Here is a 19,925-nt window from a genome sequence, read left to right on the forward strand (position 1 = left end):
CCGGTGCACCGCCCGACCGGACGGCGGACCCGTCAGCCGGCCGGCGGCTCGGTGGCGGCGAGCATCCGCCGGCCGAGCTCCCGGGTGGTGTGCCGCAGCTCGGGGCCGCCCAGCACCCGGAACGGCGCGGGCAGCGCGGCGAGCTGCTCGGCGTACCACCACGGGTTGCTCGTGCTGCCGACCAGCCGGCTCGTGGTCGCATCGACCGCCGTCAGCCGGCCCAGCGACCGCGGCACGCACGGGGTCAGCCGGTCCAGCGGTGCGTCCACGAGCACCTCGCACGCGTACTCCCAGCCGACGGCGAGGTGGTCCTCCAGCTCGGCGACCGGGTCCAGGCCCGCCGGGACGGTGAACGTCTGCGCCAGCCGCTCGACGCCCCGGACCCGGTCGACGCGGTAGGCCCGCCGGGCGCCGGCTGAGTGCGCATGGCAGAGCAGGTACCAGCGGCCGTGCCGGACGACGACCGCCCACGGGTCGACCTCGGCGGTCCACTCGGTGCCGGCCTCGGAGCGGTAGCCCAGCCGTACCCGCCGCCGGTCCGCGCAGGCCTGCACCAGCGCGCTGGTGGTCGCCGGGTCGGGGCGGGCGGCCGACCGGTCCACCGCCGGCGCCGTGCTGCGGCGCACCGCCTCCGCCTGGGCGGCCACCGACTCGGGCAGCGCCCGCAGGATCGTGCCGAGCGCGCTGCCCACCGGGTCGGTGCGGTCCCCGGCGTCGTGGTGGCCGTCGAGCACCGCCATCACCAGCCCGAGCGCCTCGGTGGCGGTGAACACCAGCGGCGGCAGCCGCAGCCCCCGGCCCACCCGGTAGCCGCCGTGCGGGCCCCGCTCGGACTCGATCGGGATGCCGGCCTCCCGCAGGGTGGCCACGTAGCGGCGGGCGGCCCGGTCGGAGACGCCGAGCTCGGCGGCGAGCGCGGCGGCGGTGATGCCCGGCCGGCCCTGCAGCACCTCGAGGGCGATCAGCGCCCGCGCCGTGGGGTTCCCGTCCGGTCGCACGACCCGGCCCCCGGCCACCCGGCCCATGACGACCCCGCCCATCCGGACGCGTCTCGTCCGCATCGGACCGTAGCCTGCCCGCCTGACCGACGACAGGGAAGCGGGCACCGGGATGGAACTGGAGTTCAGCGGCGCGATCTGGCACTGGCGCGGGCCGGCACCGTTCCACTTCCTGACCGTGCCGGACGACGAGTGCGACCGGCTGCACGAGGTGGCCCGGGCCGTCACCTACGGCTGGGGCATGGTGCCGGTGCGGGCCCGGATCGGCGCCACCAGCTGGCAGACCTCGCTGTGGCCCAAGGACGGCCGCTACCTGCTGCCGGTCAAGGACGCCGTCCGCCGGGCCGAGCAGCTCGACCTGGGCGACACCGTCGCCGCCCGGCTCACGGTGCCCGGCCCCCGCTGACCACCGGTTGGGCGTCGCGCACGAGCCAGATCAGCTCCCCGGCCTCGTCGCTGGAGCTGCGGTCGCGGCGGAAGCCGAGCTTCGCCAGCACCCGCAGTGACGGTGCGTTCCAGGCCCGCACGGTCGCCCAGATGCGCGTGCGGCCGGTGGCGAAGGCAGCGGCGAGCACCGCCCGCGCGGCCTCGGTGGCGTACCCGTGGCCGTGCGCGGCGGGCAGCAGTTCGTAGGCCAGCTCCGGCTCCTCCAGCGACCCGCGGCCGACGACCAGACCGCAGTAGCCCAGCGCCGCGCCGTCCGAGCGGCGGCGCAGCACCAGCACGCCGATGCCGGTCGACGCGATCGTCCCGGTCATGGCGGCGATCCGGGCCAGCGCGTCGTCCCGGGTGTGCACGCCGGTGCCGCGGGCGTCCAGCAGCTCGGTGAACCAGTCGGCGTCCGCCGGCCCCTCCGGGGTGAGCAGCAGGCGTTCGGTCTCGATCCGCAGCGCCATCGGCACCGGCCCGCCCGCCCCCGTGGTCATGCCACGATCGTGCCCGGGCGCCGGCCGGACGAGCGGCAGCCCGTGGACCGCGCCCCGTCGCGCCGGATCGACCGCCAGGACGTGACAAGGTGGACGCCGTCGTCGCGCGACGGGCAGGCCGGTCCCGGCCTGCCGGTGCGGCCCTCTGCTTCCCCCGTCCCGAGGAGACCGCGCCCGGTGTCGAGCACCTCCCCCCGCGCCACGACCGACCCGGCGGCCGGGGCAGACCCGGAGCTGGCGGCCGAGCAGGTCGCCGTCACCGACCTCTACCGCCGGCTCGACGCCAACCGGGACCACGCGGTGCACCGCTTCAAGCAGGCGCTGGCGATGCCGGTGATCAACCCGCAGTCCCTCGGTGAGCGGGAGGCCGCCGCCCGCTTCCAGTCCGCCCGGATCACCGCCCTGGACGCCGCCGACCACGCGCTGGTCATCGGCCGGCTGGACCGCGAGGAGCAGCCGCAGCCGCTCTACATCGGCCGGGTCGGGCTGCCCGCCGACGACCCGGCCGGCGACCCCGCGCTGGTCGACTGGCGCGCACCGGCGTCCCGGCCGTTCTACACCGCGACCCCCTTCCGCCCCGAGGGCGTGGTGCGCCGCCGGCACGTCCGGCTGCGCGGCCGCACGGTGACCGCGGTGCACGACGAGGTGCTCTCGGTCGACCCGACGGCCACCGACGGCCCGGCGCTCACCGGGGAGGCGGCGCTGATGGCCGCGCTGACCGCCGAGCGCACCGGCCGGATGACCGACATCGTCGCCACCATCCAGGCCGAGCAGGACGCGATCATCCGCAGCGACGCCCGCGGGGTGCTCGTCGTGCAGGGCGGCCCGGGCACCGGCAAGACCGCGGTCGCGCTGCACCGCGCGGCCTACCTGCTCTACACCCACCGCGACCGGCTGGCCCGCAGCGGGCTGCTGGTCGTCGGCCCCACCCCGACGTTCCTGCGCTACATCGCCGACGTGCTGCCCTCCCTCGGCGAGACCGGCGTGCTGCTCGCCGGGCTCGGCCAGCTGCGCCCCGGCCTGGACGCCCAGGGCACCGAGGCGCCGGAGGTCGCCGAGGTCAAGGGCCGGCTGGCCATGGTGCAGGTGCTGACCTCGGCGGTGCGCGCCCGGCAGACGGTGCCCCGCACCGGCCGCGAGCTGGTCATCGACGGCGTGCGGATCACCCTGCGGCCGGCCGACCTCAACGGCGTCCGCACCGCCGGCCGGCGCGCGTCCCGGCTGCACAACCTCGGCCGGCCGGCGTTCGCCCGGGCACTGGCCCAGCTGATCACCGACCGGTACGTCGGCCGGATCAGCGGCGACGTCCGGGACGGCGGCGAGCTGCTCGACCACCGCGACGTCGAGTCGCTGCGCGACGAGGTGGCCACCGAGCCGGCCGTGCGGGCGCTGGTCGACGAGCTGTGGCCGGTGCTCACCCCCGAGCAGCTGCTCACCGACCTCTACGACTCCCCCGCCCGGATCAAGGCCGCCACCCGCGGCTGGAGCGACGCCGACCGCGCCCTGCTCGCCCGCCCGGCCGGCAGCCCGTGGACCCCGGCGGACGTGCCGCTGCTGGAGGAGGCCGACGAGCTGCTCGGCCACGACGACAGCGCCGAGCGGGCCCGCGAGGCGCGGCGCCGGCGGCAGGCCCGCGCCGAGGCCCAGGACACCCTGGACATGCTGTACGGCTCCCGCTCCACCGACCTGGAGGACGACGAGGAGGGCGAGGAGCTCACCGCCGGCGACCTGCTGGACGCCGAGGCGCTGGCCGAGCGCAGCTCCGAGGTCGACTACCGCACCACCGCCGAGCGGGCCGCCGCCGACCGCACCTGGACCTTCGGGCACGTGGTCGTCGACGAGGCGCAGGAGCTGTCGGCGATGGCCTGGCGGCTGCTGGTGCGCCGCTGCCCGACCCGGTCGATGACCGTCGTCGGTGATCTGGCCCAGACCGGCAGCCTGGCCGGCGCGTCGGCCTGGGACGAGGCGCTGCGGCCCTCGGTCGGCGACCACTGGCGGCTGGCCGAGCTGACCGTCAACTACCGCACGCCCACCGAGATCATGGCCGTCGCCGCCGACGTGCTCGCCGCGAGCGACGCGGTCACCGCGGCCCCGCAGTCGGTGCGCAGCAGCGGCAACCCGCCGGTCGCCGAGCAGGTGGCCGAGGCGGACCTGCTGCCCTGGGTCGCCGCCCGCACCGCCGAGCTCGCCGCCCTCGGCGGCACGGTCGCGGTGATCGTGCCGCCGAGCCGGGCCACGGCCGCCGTCCGGGCCGTCGCCGACGCGCTGCCGCCCCAGCCCGACCCCGACCGGGCCCCGGTGGTGCTGGTGCCGGCCGAGGCGAAGGGCCTGGAGTTCGACTCGGTGCTGCTGGTCGACCCCGCTGCCGTGCTCGCCGAGGGCGTCCGCGGGCACAGCGACCTCTACGTGGCGCTCACCCGCGCCACCCAGCGGCTGGTCGTGCTGCACCCCGGCGAGCTGCCCGCGGTGCTGGACCGGCTGACCGACCCGCCGGCGCAGCTCGACTGAGCAGTTCCGGTCGCTGCCCACGGCGTGCCGCCGCGGGTCGGCGACCGGAACTGCGCACTCGCCGGGTCAGACGACCCGCAGCACCTCGGCCACCGGGCGGCGTCCGCTGGCGGTCGCCTCACCGGCCGGCCAGCCGACCCGCAGCAGCATCTGCGGGTGCCCGACCAGGGACAGCTCATGCGACAGCCGCGCCCGGGCCCAGGACTGGTCCAGCGCCTGGGTCAGCGGCGAGGTGACCAGCCCGGCGGCGGTGGCCCGCAGCAGCAGCCGGCCCAGCGCCTGACCGGCCCACAGCCAGCCCAGCCGGTCGTCGACCATCGTGCCCAGCAGCAGCACCGTGGGCCGCTCGACCGCGGGTGGGGGGTCGTCGGGAGCCGGCGCGGCGCCCGCGGCGCCGTGCTCGGGGACGACGAACTCGCGCACCAGCCAGTTCGACGGTCGCTGCGCGCGGTCCCCGGCGGGCAGTGCGTCGACCGGGACGCCGTCCGGGGCGTGCGGGTCGGTGCGGGTCCAGGCGGCCAGCTCGGCCAGGTAGGCCGGGTCGCCCTGCTCCAGCTGCTCGACCCGGTCCAGCAGCGCCACCGTGGCGACCTCCGCCTCCTCGCGGGTCACCGGCTGCAACCAGACGCCGTCCCAGCCGATCTCCTCCTGGAACCGGTCGATGAGCTCGGCGGGCACCGGTCGGGGCAGGAACGGCGACCGGTCGGTGTGCCGGCGCTCGATCGCCGCGGCCAGCTCACGCTGCTCGGTGGTCGGCTCGCGGGTGCCGACCACCGTGACGGTGGCCAGGTGGTCGGGGTCGGCGGGGTCCGGGGCCAGCTCGACGGTCGCCGGGAACCCGGCCGCGGCCAGCGCGACGACGGCGAAGTGCACCGCGACGCCGCAGCTGAGCACCTGCTGGCGGCCGGTCGGGTCGATCGCGGGGAGCGCCCGGGAGGGGTCGAGGTGCACCTGCAGCCGGTCGCCGGTCGCGGTGAACGTCCAGGGCTGGGTGTTGTGGATCGACGGTGCCCGCACCGCGGCCGCCACGACCCGGGTCCACTGTGCCTCGTCCAGCATGCTGCCTCCTCGCGGTACGCACTCTGCACCGCCAGCTTGCCCAGTCACCGCCGGGCGGTGCGCACCGGGGCTCCGGTCAGGCGTCGCGGGTGAGGGCCAGCAGGGCGATGTCGTCGGCGCGGTGCGTGCCGGCCAGGTCGGCGAGCAGCCGGTCGCACAGCTCGTCGGGGTCGACGGATGCCCGGCGCTCCGCGGCCGCCCGCAGCCGGCCCAGCCCGGCGTCGATGTCGCTGGTGCGGCTCTCGACCAACCCGTCGGTGAACAGCACCAGCGTCGCGCCGGGCGGGACGACGCCGGACCACTCGACCGCCGCCGCGGGCGGGGCACCCAGCATCCGGCTGGGCCGCACCGGCAGGTACTCCGCACGGCCGTCGGCGATCAGCAGCGGCGGGGGGTGCCCGGCCGAGGCGACGTGCAGCAGACCGGTGGGCAGGTCCAGGGTGGCGAACAGCGCGGTGGCCATCCGCTGCAGCCCGAGCAGCGGCCAGCTGGCCTGCAGCCGGTCGATGACCGCGGCCGGCGCCGGCGCCTCGACCAGCAGCGCCCGGTAGACGCTGCGCAGCTGGCCCATGGTGGCCGCGGCGGTGATGTCGTGCCCGACGACGTCGCCGACCGCGATGGCCACGTGGTCACCGGGCAGCGGCGCCACGTCGTAGAAGTCACCGCCGATCTCCACGCCGGAGGTGGCGGCCAGGTACCGCACCGCCACGGTCGTCCCCGGGACCCGGGGCGGCGGCGGGGGCAGCAGCGTGGCCTGCAGGGTGTGCGAGGTGCGCGCCTCCAGCTCGTAGCGCTGCGCCGTGGCCATCACCAGCGACACCTGGTGGGCCAGCTGCTCGACGACCTCGACGTCGCCGGCGGTGAACGGGCCGCGACGCCGGTCGGTGCTCAGGGTCAGCGCCCCCAGCGACCGCCCCTCCGCGACCAGCGGGACGCTGACGATGCTGGCCAGTTCCAGCTGCTGCACGGCGGCGAGCTCCCGCGGGTCGCGCACGACCCCGGCGAGCCAGGCGTCGTCCGGTGCGACCAGCCACTGGGTGCGCCCCTCGGCCAGTGCCCGCTGGGCGGGGTAGGGCAGCTCCCGGGCCGGCGGTGCCCACTCCAGCAGGGCGTCGACCACGTGCTGCCGCCCCGGGTCGCCGTGCCGGGCCACGACCCGGCGCGCCCCGTGCTCGGTCACCAGGTCGAGCAGGCAGACGTCGGCCAGCCGGGGCACGGCCAGGTCGGCCAGTCGCTCGACCGTCTCGCCCACCCCGGTCGCCCCGGCCATCTGCCGGGCGGCGTGCAGCAGGAAGGCCGAGCGCTCGGCCTGCCGGACGGTCTGCTCGCGCAGCCTGGCGCGCTCCAGCGCCTGACCGGCCTGGCGCCCCAGCGTCCCGAGCAGCTCGACGTCACCGTCGGAGAGCTCGCCGGCCTCGGGGGCGTCCAGGTCGATCAGCTCGCCGTCGTCCGGACCCCCGAGCCCCAGCACCAGGACACCGAGGCGGCGGGTGTCGGCCGCCACCACCGGGACGACGACCATCGTCCACAGCTGCGCCGCCTCCAGGGCGGCGGCGATCCGGGGACGGCGCTCGTGCAGCCGCTGGTCGACGGCCACGACCCGCAGCCCCTCGGCCAGCTCCAGCGCGATCCGGCCACCCGCCGCGGTGGCCAGCTCGGTCAGCAGCTCGACGGGCAGCCCGTCGCTGCGGGTCAGGACCAGTTCCGGCTCCGGAGCGGGGGTCGGGCCCCCGGCGACCGGAGCCGGGCCGGGCTCGCCCTCGTCGACCAGCAGCAACGCCGCTCCCCGGGCCCGCAGCGCCGAGCGGGCCTGCTGCACCACGACCGCGGCGACGTCGGCCACCGAGGTGGCCCCGGCCAGCTCGACGACCACCTGGTGCAGCGTCCGGGAACGCGCCTCCGAGGCCTCGGCCACCCGGTGGGCGGTGAGGATCTCCCGCTCGTACCGGCGCCGCGCCGTCGCCTCGAACAGCGTGGCGCGGACCATCAGCGCCTGCCCGTCGGGGCCGCGCACCTCCACCGCGTTCACCAGGCAGGGCAGCAGCGAGCCGTCCGCCCGGACGACGTCGAGGGCGACCTCGCGCACGGCGCCCTGCATCCGCAGCAGCGGCGCCAGGTGCGTGTCGTGGAAGACCTGCCCACCGGTGCTGAGCAGGTCGCGCAGCCGGGTGCGCAGCACCTGCTCGGCGGGGAGCCCCAGCCAGGTGCACATCGTCCGGTTGACCTTGACGATCGTCCCGTCCGGCAGGGTCGAGAGGTACCCGCAGGGCGCGTTCTCGTACAGGTCGGCGGGGTCGTCGTCCAGGAGCTGGTCCAGATGCGCCCGCTGCTCCCCCGCGTGACGCCGCTCGGTCGCGCCCACGTGGGAGGCCGTCACAACCAGGCCCGGACGGCGGCGGTCGTCTCCTCCGGGTCGCTGAGGTGCGGGCAGTGACCGGTCGCGGCGAGCTGGGTGAACACCGAACCGGCGATGTGCTCGTGCACGTACCGGCCGGCCGTCTCCGGGGCGATCACGTCCTCGGAGCACTGCAGGACGAGGGTGGGCACGTCGACACCGGGCAGGTCGGCCCGGTTGTCGGAGAGGAAGGAGACCCGGGCGAACTGGCGCGCCACGTCGGGATCGGTCCGGCAGAAGCTGTTGGTCAGCTCGGCGGCCAGCTCCGGGCGGTCGGGGTTGCCCATGACCACCGGGGCCATGGTCGCCGACCAGCCCAGGTGGTTGGCGTCCAGGCTGGCCAGCAGCTCCTTGATCTGCTCCCGGGAGAAGCCGCCGACGTAGTCCCCGTCGTCGACGTACCGGGCGCTCGGGCCGACCATCACCATGGCGCCGAACAGCTCCGGGGCGGCGGCGTGGGCCAGCACCCCGATCATGGCGCTGACCGAGTGCGCGACGAAGACGGCGTCGGTCAGCTCGAGCTCACGCATGACCTCCACGACGTCGGCGGCGTAGCCACGCAGCGAGCCGTACCGCACCGGGTCGTAGGCCGACAGGTCCGAGCCCCCGAACCCCACGTGGTCGAAGGTGACCACCTGGTGGTCCACCTCGAAGTCGGGGGCGACGAATCGCCACATGATCTGGTCGCAGCCGTACCCGTGGGCGAAGACCATCGGCCGGCCGCCGACCTGGCCGCTGACACGGACGTCGTTCCGTGTGCGGACGCTCATGTGCAGAAACTACGCGACGCCGGCACCTGGTCACCAGCCTCCGCACCGGTCGGACCGGGTCAGCCCGCCCGGACGTCGGTGAGCACCACGCCGCTGGCCGGCCGGGACGGGATGCGCCGCAGCGAGATGTCCAGGTCCTGCTCCGGCAGCGTGTACTCCAGCCGGGCCAGCCGGAGGGCGAGCGCGGAGAGCACCGCCACGGTGATGTCCTCACCCGGGCAGCGGTGCCCGGTGCGCGGGTCACCCGCCCCCTGCGGCACCAGCTCCCAGGCACCGATCTCGCGCACCTCGTCCCCGGCCAGGAAGCGCTCCGGGCGGAAGGCGAACGGCTCGGGGAACAGCTGCGGATCGTGGTCGGTGCCCCACAGGTCCAGCAGCACCATCGAGCCGGCCGGCACCCGCTCGCCGTCCCACTCGACCTCCTGCGGGGACCGGCCGCCGATGAACGGCGCGAACGGGTAGAACCGGCGCACCTCGTGGGCGAAGGCGACGGCGAACGCCCGGTCACCGGCGCGCAGCCGCGCCCGGTGCTGCGGCCAGCGGTGCAGCGCGTGCGCCGCGTAGGCCACGAACCAGCAGATCGCCGTCGTCGGCCGGATCACGTTGAGCACCTCGACCGCCGCCACCCGCGGCTCGAGCAGCTGCCCCTCGGAGTCCCGGTGCCCGGACACGGCCGCCAGCACCGACCCGGCCGGCGCGGTGCGCGCACCGGAACGCACGTCGGCGACGATGCCGGCCAGCCAGGCCTCCCGTCGCTGCCGGGCCCGCCGGGCCCGCCAGTGCCGCGGGGCGCCGGTGGCGAAGCCGTCCACCATGGTGGTCAGGTCCCGGGCCAGCGCCGGCACCTCCTCGCCGGTGACCGGGACGCCGGACCAGGCGCAGATGCCCCGGGTCAGCACCTGGGCGGCCTCGTCGAACAGCACCACCCGCTCCTGCGCCGCCCAGCGGGGCACCGCGTCGTCCCAGGCCTCGGTGATGCACCCGACCGCCTGCCAGACCCGTTCGGGCTCCATCAGCAGGTCGACGAACATCGACTTGCGCACCCGGTGCGCCTCGCCGTCCAGGGTGTGCACCGCCCCGTGGCCGAACAGCGTGCTCACCACCGGCTCGGGCAGCGCACCGCTGCGCCGGACGTGGCGCTCGTCGTACAGGAACCGCGCTCCGCCCGGCCCCTCGACGCCCAGCGTCTGGCGCACCATCAGCCGGGTGCGCACGGTGTCCCGCCCGGCGGCGCGGCGCCGGTCGGGCAGCCAGGCGTAGCCCTTGGCCAGCATCGGGATCGACTCGTCGAGGCGGGGCCTGCGGATCATGGGCACCCCGTGCCCAGCTCGCCACCGGCACAACCACCCGTTCCCGGCCCCGTCGTGCCACCGGCCGGCTGCTGCGCCGCCGTCGCCGTGGCCGAGCCGGCGCAGCAGCCGCAGCACCTCGTGGCCGGCCCAGCTGCACCCGGAGCCGGCGGCAGCGCGACCGGTCGGTGGGCACCAGCACGTCGTCGCAGGACAGCCGGGTCAGGTCGGCGCCGACGACGACGACGTGCCCGGTCACCGGCCGTCCGGTTCGTCGGCCATCGGCTGCCCCAGCGCGTGCCGGGCCGCGGCGTAGGCCGGCCGGCGGAACCGGGCCAGCGGTCCGTCGGCCCGCAACCCGGGCGGGGCGTGCAGCACGGCGTCGAAGTGCACCGGGGGGCGGGTGGCTCCGCCGCGGCACCGAGGGTGATCCGGGCGAAGGGCTCCCAGGGGCCCGCACCGATCGCGGCGCAGAGCGTGACCTGCAGGCCGGGGCCGGCGGCGGTCAGGCCGGCGGGGTCGGACGGCAGGCCGGACGCCTCCGGGGAGGCGGTCAGCCAGACCGGCCCGGCGTCGCTGCGGTAGGCCATGATCGATCCGTACGGACAGGCGGCGTCCCGCCGGAGCACCGGCACCCGACGGGTCCACCGCCCGCTCCCGGCCGAGGACAGCAGCAGGTCGACCGGTGGGTCGCCCACCACCCGGACCGCGAACCCCAGCAGGTCCGGGAGCGGTCGCGGCAGCCCCGCCCCCCGCGACATCCGGACGACGACGTCGTGGCTGCCGGCGCCGTCCAGCCACCCGGTGCCCGTGGCGCGGCGCAGCCCGGTGCGCTCGAGCCGGCCGGGGAAGGTGACGCCGGAGGGGTGCATCGGCTTGCCGCCCCGCGCCCGGGCCAGGGCAGCGAGCGGGCGGGCCACGACCCGGCCCGCGGTGTCGATCAGGAGAGCGGGGACCGGACCGACCATGCCCTGCGGGTTACCACCCGGCGGGCCGGTCACCCATCGGTCCAGGCGGGAGTGCGCCGGTGCCGCGGCCGGGCGCGCCGTCGGGCACGGCCGCAGGTACAGCGGTGCCGGTCAGTCGCGGGTGGTGCCGCAGTCGGCGCAGCGCTTGCGGGTGCTGGAGTTGGTGCGCTTGCAGTTCTCGCAGGTCCACACGGTCCGTTCGATGGTGCGCATGTCCGGTTCCTCTCGCCCCGCCGGGTGCCCCGGCGTCGTCCAGGCGGCAGGCAGGAGCCACCCGCCACCGCGGGACCGACGCTAGGTCGCCCTCGTGACGTGGAGGTGTCCGTGGTGAGACCACTGGATGGCACCGGGTGCCGTGCGGTGCGTTCCCGTTCCGGGAGGTGCTGCGCGGGGTGGACGGAGCGGGGCGGCGCGGGGTGGGCGGGGCGGTGTCAGCCGCGCGAGCCGCAGCCGCCGGCCCCGCAGGCGCAACCGCCGCAGCCGGCCGCCGGTGCCGGAGCGGGCCGGCGGGCGATCCGCGCCAGGCCGAGCGCGCCGGCGAGGTTGGCCACCCCGAGCACGCCCACGACCACCGCCGCCAGCAGCCGGCCGGCGCCCAGCAGCGCGTCGACCCCACCGAGCGCGGCCAGCAGCACCGCCGCCGCAGCGACGGCGGCCGCGCCGGTCAGGGCAGCGGCCCGGCGCACGGCCGAGACCGTGGCCAGCGCCGGCAGCGCCAGCACCCCGGCGGCCACGAACGCCCACCCGGTGGCGGTGCCCGACAGCAGCGCCACCGCGAGCAGCACCGCACCCAGCCAGATCGCGACCGCACCGATGACGGCCCCCGACCGGTCGAACCGGCCGTTGCGGGCGCCGCGCAGCATCGTCGCCCCGCGGACGGCGGCGAGCACGCCGATCCCGCCCAGCAGCAGTCGCGGACCGACGCCGCCCCAGACCACGGCCACGACCGCGAGGACGAGCAGGACGGCGCCCAGCAGGGCCATGCGCGGCCAGGTCGACCGGGCCTGCGCCGGGGTGGTCGGGGCGGTCGCGGCCAGCCGGCCGGCGGTCACGGCGTTCGTCACGGCGACCAGTCTCCCCCACCGCCGCCGCGGTGCACGGCTGCCCCGGCGGAGCAGGCCCCGCTGTGCCACGCTGAGCGCCGCCATCCCGGCGATCGTCGAGCACACGGCGGCAGGAGGAAGTGGTCATGGGCACCTCGGGCACGGTCTCGGCAGCGGGTCGGGCGGGCGACAGCGACGCCCTGGAGCACCTCGCCCGGGTGGGGCTGGTCGCCTACGGCGTCGTCCACCTGCTGATCGCCTGGCTGGCGCTGCAGCTGGCCTGGGGAGGCGGTGGCGGCTCGGCCGACCAGTCCGGCGCGATGGCCACCCTCGCCGCCCAGCCCTTCGGCACGCCCCTGCTGTGGGTGCTGGCGATCGGCCTGCTGGCGCTGGCCGTGTGGCAGCTGGCCGTCGTGCTGCGGTACCGCGGCGCGCTGGGCGGCTCCGGCGACGCCCGCAAGAACGCCCTGGTCAAGGTGGGCAAGGCGGTGGCCAAGACGGTGGTCTACGTGTTCTTCGCCGTCACCGCGATCAGGTTCGCGACCGGCGGCGGGCAGTCCAGCTCCGGGCAGGAGGAGCAGACGGTGGCCGGGGTGTTCGGCTGGCCGGGTGGGCGCTACCTGGTCGGGGTGGCCGCCCTGGTGCTGCTCGGGGTCGGCGTCTACCACGTGCACAAGGGCCTGACCAAGGGCTTCCTCAAGGAGATCGACACCGCCGACGCCTCCGCCGGGCAGCGCCGGGTGATCGAGCGGCTGGGCCAGGTCGGCTACCCGGCGAAGGGCGTCGCCCTGGGCGTGGTGGGCGGCCTCATCGGCTGGGCGGCGGTCACCTTCGACCCGGAGAAGGCCAGCGGGCTGGACGGCGCCATGCGCACCCTGCTCGACGCCCCGTTCGGGCAGGCACTGCTCACCCTGGTCGCGCTGGGCATCGCGGCGTTCGGCGTCTTCTGCTTCTTCCGCGCCCGGTTTCCGCAGCGCACCTGACAGCGGCTCCCGGCGGGCACCGCACCGGCGCGCGGCGCACCAGCGGCTCGGGCACGATCACCGGGTGAACGCCGTCCCGCAGCGGGTGCACGACGCGGTCACCCGCGCCCGCGAGGTCACCGACCACCCGGTGCTCGAGCACCTGGCCCGCGTCGGGCTGGTGGCCTACGGCGTCCTGCACGTGCTCATCGGCTGGCTGACCTTCCGCATCGCCTGGTTCCTGCAGCCGGGCACCGAGGACGCCGACCAGACCGGCGCGCTGCAGACCGTCGCCGACACACCCGGCGGCCAGGTGCTGCTCTGGGTGATCGGGCTCGGCATGCTGGCGCTGGCGCTGTGGCAGGCCGGGGAGGTGCTGCGCTGGTGGACCGGGCTGCTGCGCCCCGAGCACCGGCTGCGGGTCGCCGTGGTCTGCGCGAAGTGCGGGGCCAAGGCGGTGGTCTACGCGGTCCTCGGTGGGACGGCGCTGTTCTTCGCCGCCGGCGTCCGGTACCAGGCCGACGAGCGGTTCAAGGAGCTGGCCGACGACGCGCTGGAGATCCCCGGCGGCTCGACCCTGGTCGGCGCGGTGGGCGTCGGGGTGGCCGCGGTCGGGGTGTACGTGCTGGTGCGCGGGGTCACCGGGACGTTCATGCGGGACGTCGACCTCGACGCCACCCCCGACCGCTGGGAGCCGCTGGTCCAGCGGGTCGGCGCGGTCGGCTACGTCGCCAAGGGCATCGCGTTCGCCGTCTCCGGCGGACTGCTGGTGTACGCGGCGGCCACCCGCGACGTGTCGACGGCGACCGGCCTGGACGGTGCGATGAACGCGATCGGCGCCGTGCCCACGGGGCAGTGGCTGCTCACCGCGGTGGCCGCGGGGTTCGTCGCCTTCGGCGGCTACGCGCTGGTGCGCGCCCGCTTCCCCGACCGCGACCCCGCCACCTGACCACCACGGGGCAGAGCTGGCCCTCTCTGCCCCCGGGGTGGTCAGCGGAGCTGGACCAGGCCGGCGCCGGTGGCGGTGAAGCCGCAGTCGGCCAGGTAGAAGCCCCGCAGGTGCTCGTCGAAGTCGACGTGCAGCCACTCGCAGGCGCTCTGCCGCGCCCCGGCCACCGCCGCCACCACCAGCGCCCGGCCGATGCCCTGCCGCCGCCGGTCCGCGCGCACGACGGTGTCGAGCAGGAAGGCGTGCACCCCGCCGTCCCAGGCCACGTTCACGAACCCGACCAGCTCGCCGCTCTCGACCGCGGTGACCCAGCCCAGGCTGTACCGCTCGACCTGGGCGACCCAGTCGTCGTCGAGCAGCCGGTGCCCGAAGCCCTCGGCGTGCAGCGCGTTGACGTCGGCGTTGGCGAACGGTCCGCGCCAGGAGTACTCGACCACCCGCGCACCGTAGGTCCCGTCGCCCGGGTGCGCACCGGAGTTCTCCCGGGTCCGGTCACCCGGGGGGCACGAACCGGGCGGCGCGGTCGAGCACCCGGGACAGGGCGGCGTCGGCGGCCGGGGACAGTGCGACCAGGTGGGCGAAGCCGTGCGGCATGTCCGGCAGCTCGACCAGCTCGGCGGGGGTGCCGGCGGCGCGCAGCCCCTCGACGTGGGCCCGGCCGGAGTCGCGCAGCGGGTCGACCCCCGCGGTGACCACCAGGGCCGGCGGCAGCCCGGCGAGGTCCCCCTCGGCCGGGCTGATCCGCGGGTCGCCGAGGTCGGTCCCGCGGGGCACGTAGCTGCGGGTGTACCAGCCCATGTCGGCCAGGGTCAGGAACGGCAGGTGCCCGAACTCGCGGACCGACGCCTGGTCGGCGCCCCGCGCCACGTTGGGGTAGAACAGCAGCTGCGCCGCCGGCTGCGGTCCACCGGCGTCGCGCAGCTGCTGGCAGGCGACCGCGGCGAGGTTGCCGCCGCCGCTGTCCCCGGCGACCGCGACCCGCCCGGGGTCCCCGCCGAGCTCGGTGGCGTGGTCGAGCGCCCAGCGGGTGGCGGCGACCGCGTCCTGGATCGCCGCCGGGAAGGGGTGCTCGGGCGCGCGCCGGTACTCGACCGACAGCACGACCGCGGCCAGCCCGGCGGCCACCCGGCGGGCCAGGCCGTCGTAGTCGCCCACGCTGCCCAGCGTCCAGCCGCCACCGTGCAGGAAGACCACGGTGGCACCGCCGGGTTCGGCCGGGCGGTACACCCGGCCGGACAGCCCCTCGGCCAGGAGCACGTCCTCCGCCGGGACGTCGGGGCCTGCGGCCAGCCCGGCGCCCAGCAGCGCGGCGAACCGGGCGCGGGCCGCGTCCAGCCCGACCTCTCGGGCCGGCGGGCTCAGCAGGGCGCTCAACCGCGGCAGCAGGGCGGCGAGCTCGGGGTGCAGCTGCGGGGGAACGGCGTCGGTGGCGTCCATCGGGCCATCCTCGCCCCACCGCCGTCCCGTCGGGGGGCCGCCCGGCGGCGCCCGGGTCAGGCGTCGACGACGGTGAAGACGTCCCAGAGGCCGGTGATCTGCAGCGGGCGGACCACGGCGCGCGCGGTGCCGCACCGCATGAGCAGCTGCCGGCCGGCGGCCTCGGCGGTGCGGTGGGCGGTGGCCAGGGCGGAGAGCCCGGCCGAGTCGAGGAAGGTGACCCCGCTCAGGTCGACCTCCACGCTGGCCGTGCCCGGGCGCCCCAGCACCTCGAGCAGGCAGTTGCGCAGCCCGGGAGCGGTGGCGGAGTCGACCTCGCCGCTGATCGTGATCGTGCAGCCGGCCGAGGAGGTGGCGGCTCGTACGTCGATGCGGGTCGGGTCGATGTCGATCGGGAGTGCGGTCATCTGGACCTCCGGCAGACCCATCGCGGCCGACGGCAGCCCCGCCGGCCTCGTGCGCCGGGCGAACGGGCGCCCGGTCGCGGCTGGTGGTTGAACCGCACACGCGACGTTAGGGACCCGGACGATCACGCACAAGGGGCCCCGGCGTGGCGGGGTCTGCCACGCCGACGGCGGTGACCGGGGCGGCGGGCGTGTCCGCCCCCGGTCCTGGCGTGGCCCGTCCGATCCGCCACCTCCGCTCCCCGTCCGGGCAGCGGGCGGATACTGGTCGGCATGTCGAAGCCGGCCCTGTCGCAGCGGACCGTCGTCGCCGGGCTCGCCTGGGTGGCGCTGACCGTCCTGGCGTTCGTCGCGGACCCGGTGCTCGGTGCGATGGTGCTCATCTTCGGGGGCGCTGCCGTGGTCGTCGTCCAGCTGTCCAGCACCTGGTCCGAGCACCCCGACTTCGAGGCCCGCGAGCAGGCCCGCGCCGCACGCCGCAAGGCGAAGTGGGAGAAGAACACCCCCAAGCGGGAGAAGGACGCCGCGCGGTACGCCGCGCACCAGGCCCGGCAGGCCGCCAAGGCACGTGGGGCCCAGGACCGGGCGGGTTCCTGACCTGACCGTAAAGCGGTGGACGGCGCCGGACGCCGTCCCTACCGTCGGCGACATGGGCGACACCCTGCTGCGGCTGCGGCTGCACACCTCCTGAGCTGATCCCGGGCGCCGCACCGCCGGCCCCGCCGTCCGCCGGTCCGTGACCGGCCGACCGCTCCTCCCCCGTTCCCGGCGCGCCCGCGCCGACGTCGCGGGCTGCCCCCTGCCCTCCTGGAGGTCCCCATGTCACGCCCCACCCCTGCCCTCTCCGGCCCCGCCGGCGATGCCCGCGCACAGCTGCCGGAGGACGCCCACCCGGGCTTCGACCGGCTGGTGCACGCCGTGCTGGCCGCCCCGGGGGCGAGCAGGCGTCCCGCGCTCGGAGCGGCCCTGCGCAGTCAGCTGCCCGGCACCGCCGGGGTGCGCTGGCTGCACGCCGAGGGGCTGTCGCCCACGTCCCGCGCCGCGGACCTCACGGCCGCGCACTGGCTCTCCCTGCACGAGGCGTGGCTGGCCAACCAGCAGGCGCCCAGGGCCGGTGGACGCGAGAGCGGGCACGGTCCCCGGGCCGACAGCCGGCACGGTCACGCCGCCGGCGCGCAGGCCATCCCGCGCTACTACTGAGCCGGCTCGCTGCTACTGAGCCGACTGCCGGCTGACGGCGTCCTCGGCGGCGAGCTCCACCGCGCGCTGCGGATGGGCGAACGCCTCCGCGAGCGCCTGGCGCTGCGGCCACGCGCCGCAGCGCCAGGCCAGGGCCCGCCCCAGCGCGCCGGGGCTGCCGTCCACGGCGTCCGCGTCCTCCCCCGGCCACCAGGGGACGGCGCGGCCGCCGGTCACGGTGAGCTCCGGGTGCACCGCCACCGACCCGGACAGCTCGGCGAGCCCCAGCCGGGCGGCGGCGAGGCCCGCCCCGGGCACGTCCCGCCACGGGACGGTGCGGGCCGGCCGGCTGGTCACCCGCGCGCGCACCTGCTCGCTGGCCAGCGGCAGGTCGAGCAGGTCGGCGACCGCCGCCGGGGCGCCACCGGCCGGCACCACGCGCACTCGCACCAGTGGCTGTAACCACGGCGCATCGAGCACGACGGCGTCGGCGACGACCTCCGTCGGGCCGATCCGCACGCGGGCCGGCGGGTCGACCTCGACGTCCTCCAGTGCCGCCGCGAGCTGGGCGTACACCGTGCGCAGCACCGCCGGCGAGGCGGTGCGCGCCGGGTCGCCGAGCCGGTCGAGCAGGTCGATGGCGCCCTCGACGTCGGCCACGACGTCGGCCACGGTGGCCGGTGGGCGCAGCAGGTCCAGCAGCTCAGGCGCCAGGTCACCGACCGGTTCGTACAGTCCCTGTAACTCGACCCCATCAGCGGCGCGGAGCCGGTCCGGCCGGTCACCGCGCAGCACCGGCGACGTACGGAGCCACCAGCGCAGGTAGCCCGGGGCGGTGACGCCCCCGAGGTCGACGTCGGCCCGGGCCGCGGCGGGCAGCGCCGCCAGCAGCGGCAGCGCCCGCTCCCAGTCACGCACCAGCTCCAGGTCTCGGACAGCGGTGAGCGGTGGCCAGGTCGGTGGGGGCGCGTCGACCGGCAACCGGTCCAGGACGGCGTCCACCCACTCCTCCACGCGGTCGACGTCCAGCTCGTCGGTGTCGTCGGCGGACAGCAGCGCGAAGGTGTCCAGCACCCCCACCGCGCGCAGCGCCCGTGCCTCGTACGCCCGGGCGAACTCCGGGTCCAGCGCGCCGAGCGCACCGGGTCGGAGCACGTCGGCCAGCGGCGACCCCGGGCGCACCAGCTCGCCGGCCGGTGCCCACCCGCCGTCGTCGTCTGGGAGCGCGAGCTCGGCCAGCCACGGCAGCTCCCCCGGCGCCGGGTCGGCCGCCGCGACGAGCGTCAGGACGGCGTCGGCCAGCTGCTCCACGTCCTCCCCGTCGTCGGCGCGGTCCAGTGAGCTCTCCACCGCGGCCCGCACGTCGGGGTCGGCGAGCACCGCGGCGGCCGTCGCCGGCCGGGCACCGAGCCGTTCGAGCACCCGGCGCGCCGTTCCGGCCGCCGCCACCGGGTCGGCGATCCGCAGCCCGAGCGGAGCGAGCCGGACCGCGGGCAGCTCCGGCTCGGCCAGCAGCACGCCCGCGGGGCTCTGGGCGACCCGGCCGTCGGCCAGCGGCACCGGGAGAGCGCCCAGCTCGTCGCGGTCTGCGCCGTCCAGGGCCGCGTAGAGGCCGGCCCACCACTCCGCCGGGCGCCGCACGCCGCGGACGGCCTCGACCACCTCGGCCAGCCCGGCACGCCGGACGCCGAGCGCGCCGAGCACCCGGGCGTCCGAGCGCCGGGACCAGTCGGCGGGCAGGAGCCCGGGCAGCACGCCGACCAGCGCGACCACCCGCTGCTCGGTGGGGTCGTCGAGGGCCACGGCCTGGTCCGGCCGCAGCGGCGGCTCCTCCGGGTCGGCGGCCGGCAGCCAGGCGTGGTGCCGCAGCCGCTGGAGCACCGCCCGGCAGAGGGCCGCGTCCAGCTCGGCGGCGGCGAGGCCTACCGCGGGGACCAGCCGCAGCAGCGCGGGGTCGGCGGGCTGGTCGGGAAGCAGCTGGAGGTAGGCGTCGGCGGCCACCTCGACCAGCGCGTCGGTGACCGGCCCGGGCGCGACGTGCCGTCGGTCGGGGCCCAGCGGAAAGGGCGCGATCAGCCGGGCCGGCAGCGAGAGCGGCTCGTCGCTGGGGGTGGGCGCGTGCAGCACCTGCCGACCCGGCAGCGGGTCCAGGACGCCGTCGGGGTTGGGCACCGCCCAGATGACGGTGTAGCCGCGCCGGTCGCGCTCCTCCACCGGCCGGTCGGCGAACAGCTCCGCCGGCAGCTCGCCGGACCGCTGGACGACGCGCCAGGTCGCCGTCCGCTCACCGTCGTGCAGACGCACCTCGGCGCCGTCCCGCTCGGCGGTGAGGGTGCGGGTGCCGCCGTCCAGGACGACGTCGACCCGGTCGAGCGCGGGCAGCGCCAGCAGCAGGTCGGCGTCGAGTGCGGCGAGCGCCGTGCGGACCCGGTCGCGCGCGTCGTCGCGGAGTGGCAGGACCACCTCGGTGACGAACCCGGCCGGTGGGCGGCCGTCCGCGGCGAAGGGCAGTCGCAGCACCGGCACACCACCGCCCCGGCGGGCCAGCTCGGTCGCCAGCGCGGGGACGTGGGCGACCGCGGCGCGGGTGTCGGCGGCGCTGAACCGCACCGACCGGTCCGTGGAGACCACGGCGGGCTCGTCGCTGACGGCGAGGACGGCGGCGAAACCGACGCCGAAGCGGCCGACGCTCGCCGAGCTGTCCCGCTTCGCGCTGGCCCGGAGGGTGGCCAGCGCCTGCACCCCGTCCTCGTCCAGCGGTGCGCCGGTGTTCGCGGCACGGAGCGTGCCGCCGGTCAGCTCCAGCCGCAGGTGGCCGGGCACCCCGCCCCGGGCCGCGGCGTCGGCGGCGTTCTGCGCCAGCTCGACCAGCAGCCGGTCACGGTAGCCACCGCGGACCAGGTCCTCCTCGGCGTTGGCGTCCTCCCGGAAGCGGGCCGGGGAGTCGGTCCAGGCAGCGAGGACGCGGCGGCGCAGCTCGGCGGGATCGACCATCCGCGCAGCATGCCCCAGCTCGGACGGCGGCGACGGGACCCAGG

At 77.1% G+C, this 19,925-nt stretch carries 18 protein-coding genes; 6 read left to right on the forward strand and 12 right to left on the reverse strand.

Annotated features, from left to right (window positions below; genetic code table 11):
* Positions 1 to 32: 32 nt before the first annotated feature.
* Positions 33 to 1,061, reverse strand: coding sequence for a helix-turn-helix transcriptional regulator (locus tag ACJTNH_RS03120; protein WP_458172810.1), 1,029 nt, complete (start codon positions 1,059 to 1,061; stop codon positions 33 to 35).
* Between the two features lie 49 nt (positions 1,062 to 1,110).
* Between ACJTNH_RS03120 and ACJTNH_RS03125 the strand changes: the two genes are divergently transcribed.
* Positions 1,111 to 1,404, forward strand: coding sequence for a DUF1905 domain-containing protein (locus ACJTNH_RS03125; RefSeq protein WP_458172811.1), 294 nt, complete (start codon positions 1,111 to 1,113; stop codon positions 1,402 to 1,404).
* Here the strand turns inward: ACJTNH_RS03125 and ACJTNH_RS03130 are convergent.
* Positions 1,382 to 1,924, reverse strand: coding sequence for a GNAT family N-acetyltransferase (locus tag ACJTNH_RS03130; protein WP_458172812.1), 543 nt, complete (start codon positions 1,922 to 1,924; stop codon positions 1,382 to 1,384). The two genes, ACJTNH_RS03125 and ACJTNH_RS03130, sit on opposite strands and share 23 nt — an antisense overlap.
* A 177-nt stretch (positions 1,925 to 2,101) precedes the next feature.
* Here ACJTNH_RS03130 and ACJTNH_RS03135 point away from each other — a divergent pair, with 177 nt between their 5' ends.
* Positions 2,102 to 4,432: a HelD family protein gene (locus ACJTNH_RS03135; protein WP_458172813.1), complete on the forward strand. Its 2,331-nt coding sequence runs from the start codon at positions 2,102 to 2,104 to the stop codon at positions 4,430 to 4,432.
* 66 nt (positions 4,433 to 4,498) lie between these two features.
* Here ACJTNH_RS03135 and ACJTNH_RS03140 read toward each other — a convergent pair whose 3' ends face one another.
* The 6 genes from ACJTNH_RS03140 to ACJTNH_RS03165 all read right to left on the reverse strand — a co-directional run bounded on the left by ACJTNH_RS03140 (position 4,499) and on the right by ACJTNH_RS03165 (position 11,977).
* Positions 4,499 to 5,491, reverse strand: a complete 993-nt coding sequence (locus tag ACJTNH_RS03140) for an Acg family FMN-binding oxidoreductase (protein ID WP_458172814.1) — start codon at positions 5,489 to 5,491, stop codon at positions 4,499 to 4,501.
* Between the two features lie 76 nt (positions 5,492 to 5,567).
* Complete coding sequence (locus ACJTNH_RS03145; RefSeq protein WP_458172815.1) at positions 5,568 to 7,853, reverse strand: SpoIIE family protein phosphatase; 2,286 nt, start codon at positions 7,851 to 7,853, stop codon at positions 5,568 to 5,570.
* A gap of 11 nt (positions 7,854 to 7,864) precedes the next feature.
* Positions 7,865 to 8,656 (reverse strand): alpha/beta fold hydrolase, encoded by a 792-nt coding sequence (locus ACJTNH_RS03150; RefSeq protein ID WP_458172816.1) that lies wholly within the window; start codon positions 8,654 to 8,656, stop codon positions 7,865 to 7,867.
* A gap of 59 nt (positions 8,657 to 8,715) precedes the next feature.
* Positions 8,716 to 9,966 carry a cytochrome P450 gene (locus tag ACJTNH_RS03155; protein WP_458172817.1) on the reverse strand — a complete coding sequence of 417 codons (1,251 nt, stop codon included), beginning with the start codon at positions 9,964 to 9,966 and terminating at the stop codon, positions 8,716 to 8,718.
* Positions 9,967 to 10,200: 234 nt separating this feature from the next.
* Positions 10,201 to 10,338, reverse strand: coding sequence for a hypothetical protein (locus ACJTNH_RS03160; RefSeq protein WP_458172818.1), 138 nt, complete (start codon positions 10,336 to 10,338; stop codon positions 10,201 to 10,203).
* A gap of 1,006 nt (positions 10,339 to 11,344) precedes the next feature.
* On the reverse strand, positions 11,345 to 11,977 hold the full coding sequence (locus ACJTNH_RS03165) for a hypothetical protein (RefSeq protein ID WP_458172819.1): 633 nt from the start codon (positions 11,975 to 11,977) through the stop codon (positions 11,345 to 11,347).
* Between the two features lie 125 nt (positions 11,978 to 12,102).
* Here ACJTNH_RS03165 and ACJTNH_RS03170 point away from each other — a divergent pair, with 125 nt between their 5' ends.
* The gene (locus ACJTNH_RS03170) at positions 12,103 to 12,939 is read left to right on the forward strand and encodes a DUF1206 domain-containing protein (RefSeq protein ID WP_458172820.1); all 837 of its coding nucleotides are present in this window, start codon (positions 12,103 to 12,105) and stop codon (positions 12,937 to 12,939) included.
* Positions 12,940 to 13,003: 64 nt separating this feature from the next.
* On the forward strand, positions 13,004 to 13,867 hold the full coding sequence (locus tag ACJTNH_RS03175; RefSeq protein WP_458172821.1) for a DUF1206 domain-containing protein: 864 nt from the start codon (positions 13,004 to 13,006) through the stop codon (positions 13,865 to 13,867).
* A 41-nt stretch (positions 13,868 to 13,908) separates the two neighbouring features.
* Here ACJTNH_RS03175 and ACJTNH_RS03180 read toward each other — a convergent pair whose 3' ends face one another.
* The 3 genes from ACJTNH_RS03180 to ACJTNH_RS03190 are packed head-to-tail and all read right to left on the reverse strand — an operon-like array spanning position 13,909 to position 15,711.
* Entirely contained in the window at positions 13,909 to 14,304 is a 396-nt protein-coding gene (locus ACJTNH_RS03180; protein WP_458172822.1) for a GNAT family N-acetyltransferase, read from the reverse strand.
* A gap of 55 nt (positions 14,305 to 14,359) precedes the next feature.
* Positions 14,360 to 15,304, reverse strand: coding sequence for an alpha/beta hydrolase (locus tag ACJTNH_RS03185; protein ID WP_458172823.1), 945 nt, complete (start codon positions 15,302 to 15,304; stop codon positions 14,360 to 14,362).
* A 56-nt stretch (positions 15,305 to 15,360) separates the two neighbouring features.
* Complete coding sequence (locus tag ACJTNH_RS03190; RefSeq protein WP_458172824.1) at positions 15,361 to 15,711, reverse strand: STAS domain-containing protein; 351 nt, start codon at positions 15,709 to 15,711, stop codon at positions 15,361 to 15,363.
* A 270-nt stretch (positions 15,712 to 15,981) separates the two neighbouring features.
* On the opposite strand from ACJTNH_RS03190, the gene ACJTNH_RS03195 reads away from it, so the two are divergent.
* Together ACJTNH_RS03195 and ACJTNH_RS03200 are read left to right on the forward strand one after the other, a co-directional pair.
* On the forward strand, positions 15,982 to 16,305 hold the full coding sequence (locus ACJTNH_RS03195; protein WP_458172825.1) for a hypothetical protein: 324 nt from the start codon (positions 15,982 to 15,984) through the stop codon (positions 16,303 to 16,305).
* Positions 16,306 to 16,527: 222 nt separating this feature from the next.
* Positions 16,528 to 16,908: a hypothetical protein gene (locus ACJTNH_RS03200; RefSeq protein WP_458172826.1), complete on the forward strand. Its 381-nt coding sequence runs from the start codon at positions 16,528 to 16,530 to the stop codon at positions 16,906 to 16,908.
* A gap of 12 nt (positions 16,909 to 16,920) precedes the next feature.
* Here the strand turns inward: ACJTNH_RS03200 and ACJTNH_RS03205 are convergent, their stop codons facing one another.
* Positions 16,921 to 19,881, reverse strand: coding sequence for a sacsin N-terminal ATP-binding-like domain-containing protein (locus tag ACJTNH_RS03205; RefSeq protein WP_458172827.1), 2,961 nt, complete (start codon positions 19,879 to 19,881; stop codon positions 16,921 to 16,923).
* Positions 19,882 to 19,925 lie beyond the last annotated feature (44 nt).

The sequence above is a fragment of the Modestobacter lacusdianchii genome (assembly GCF_054177765.1).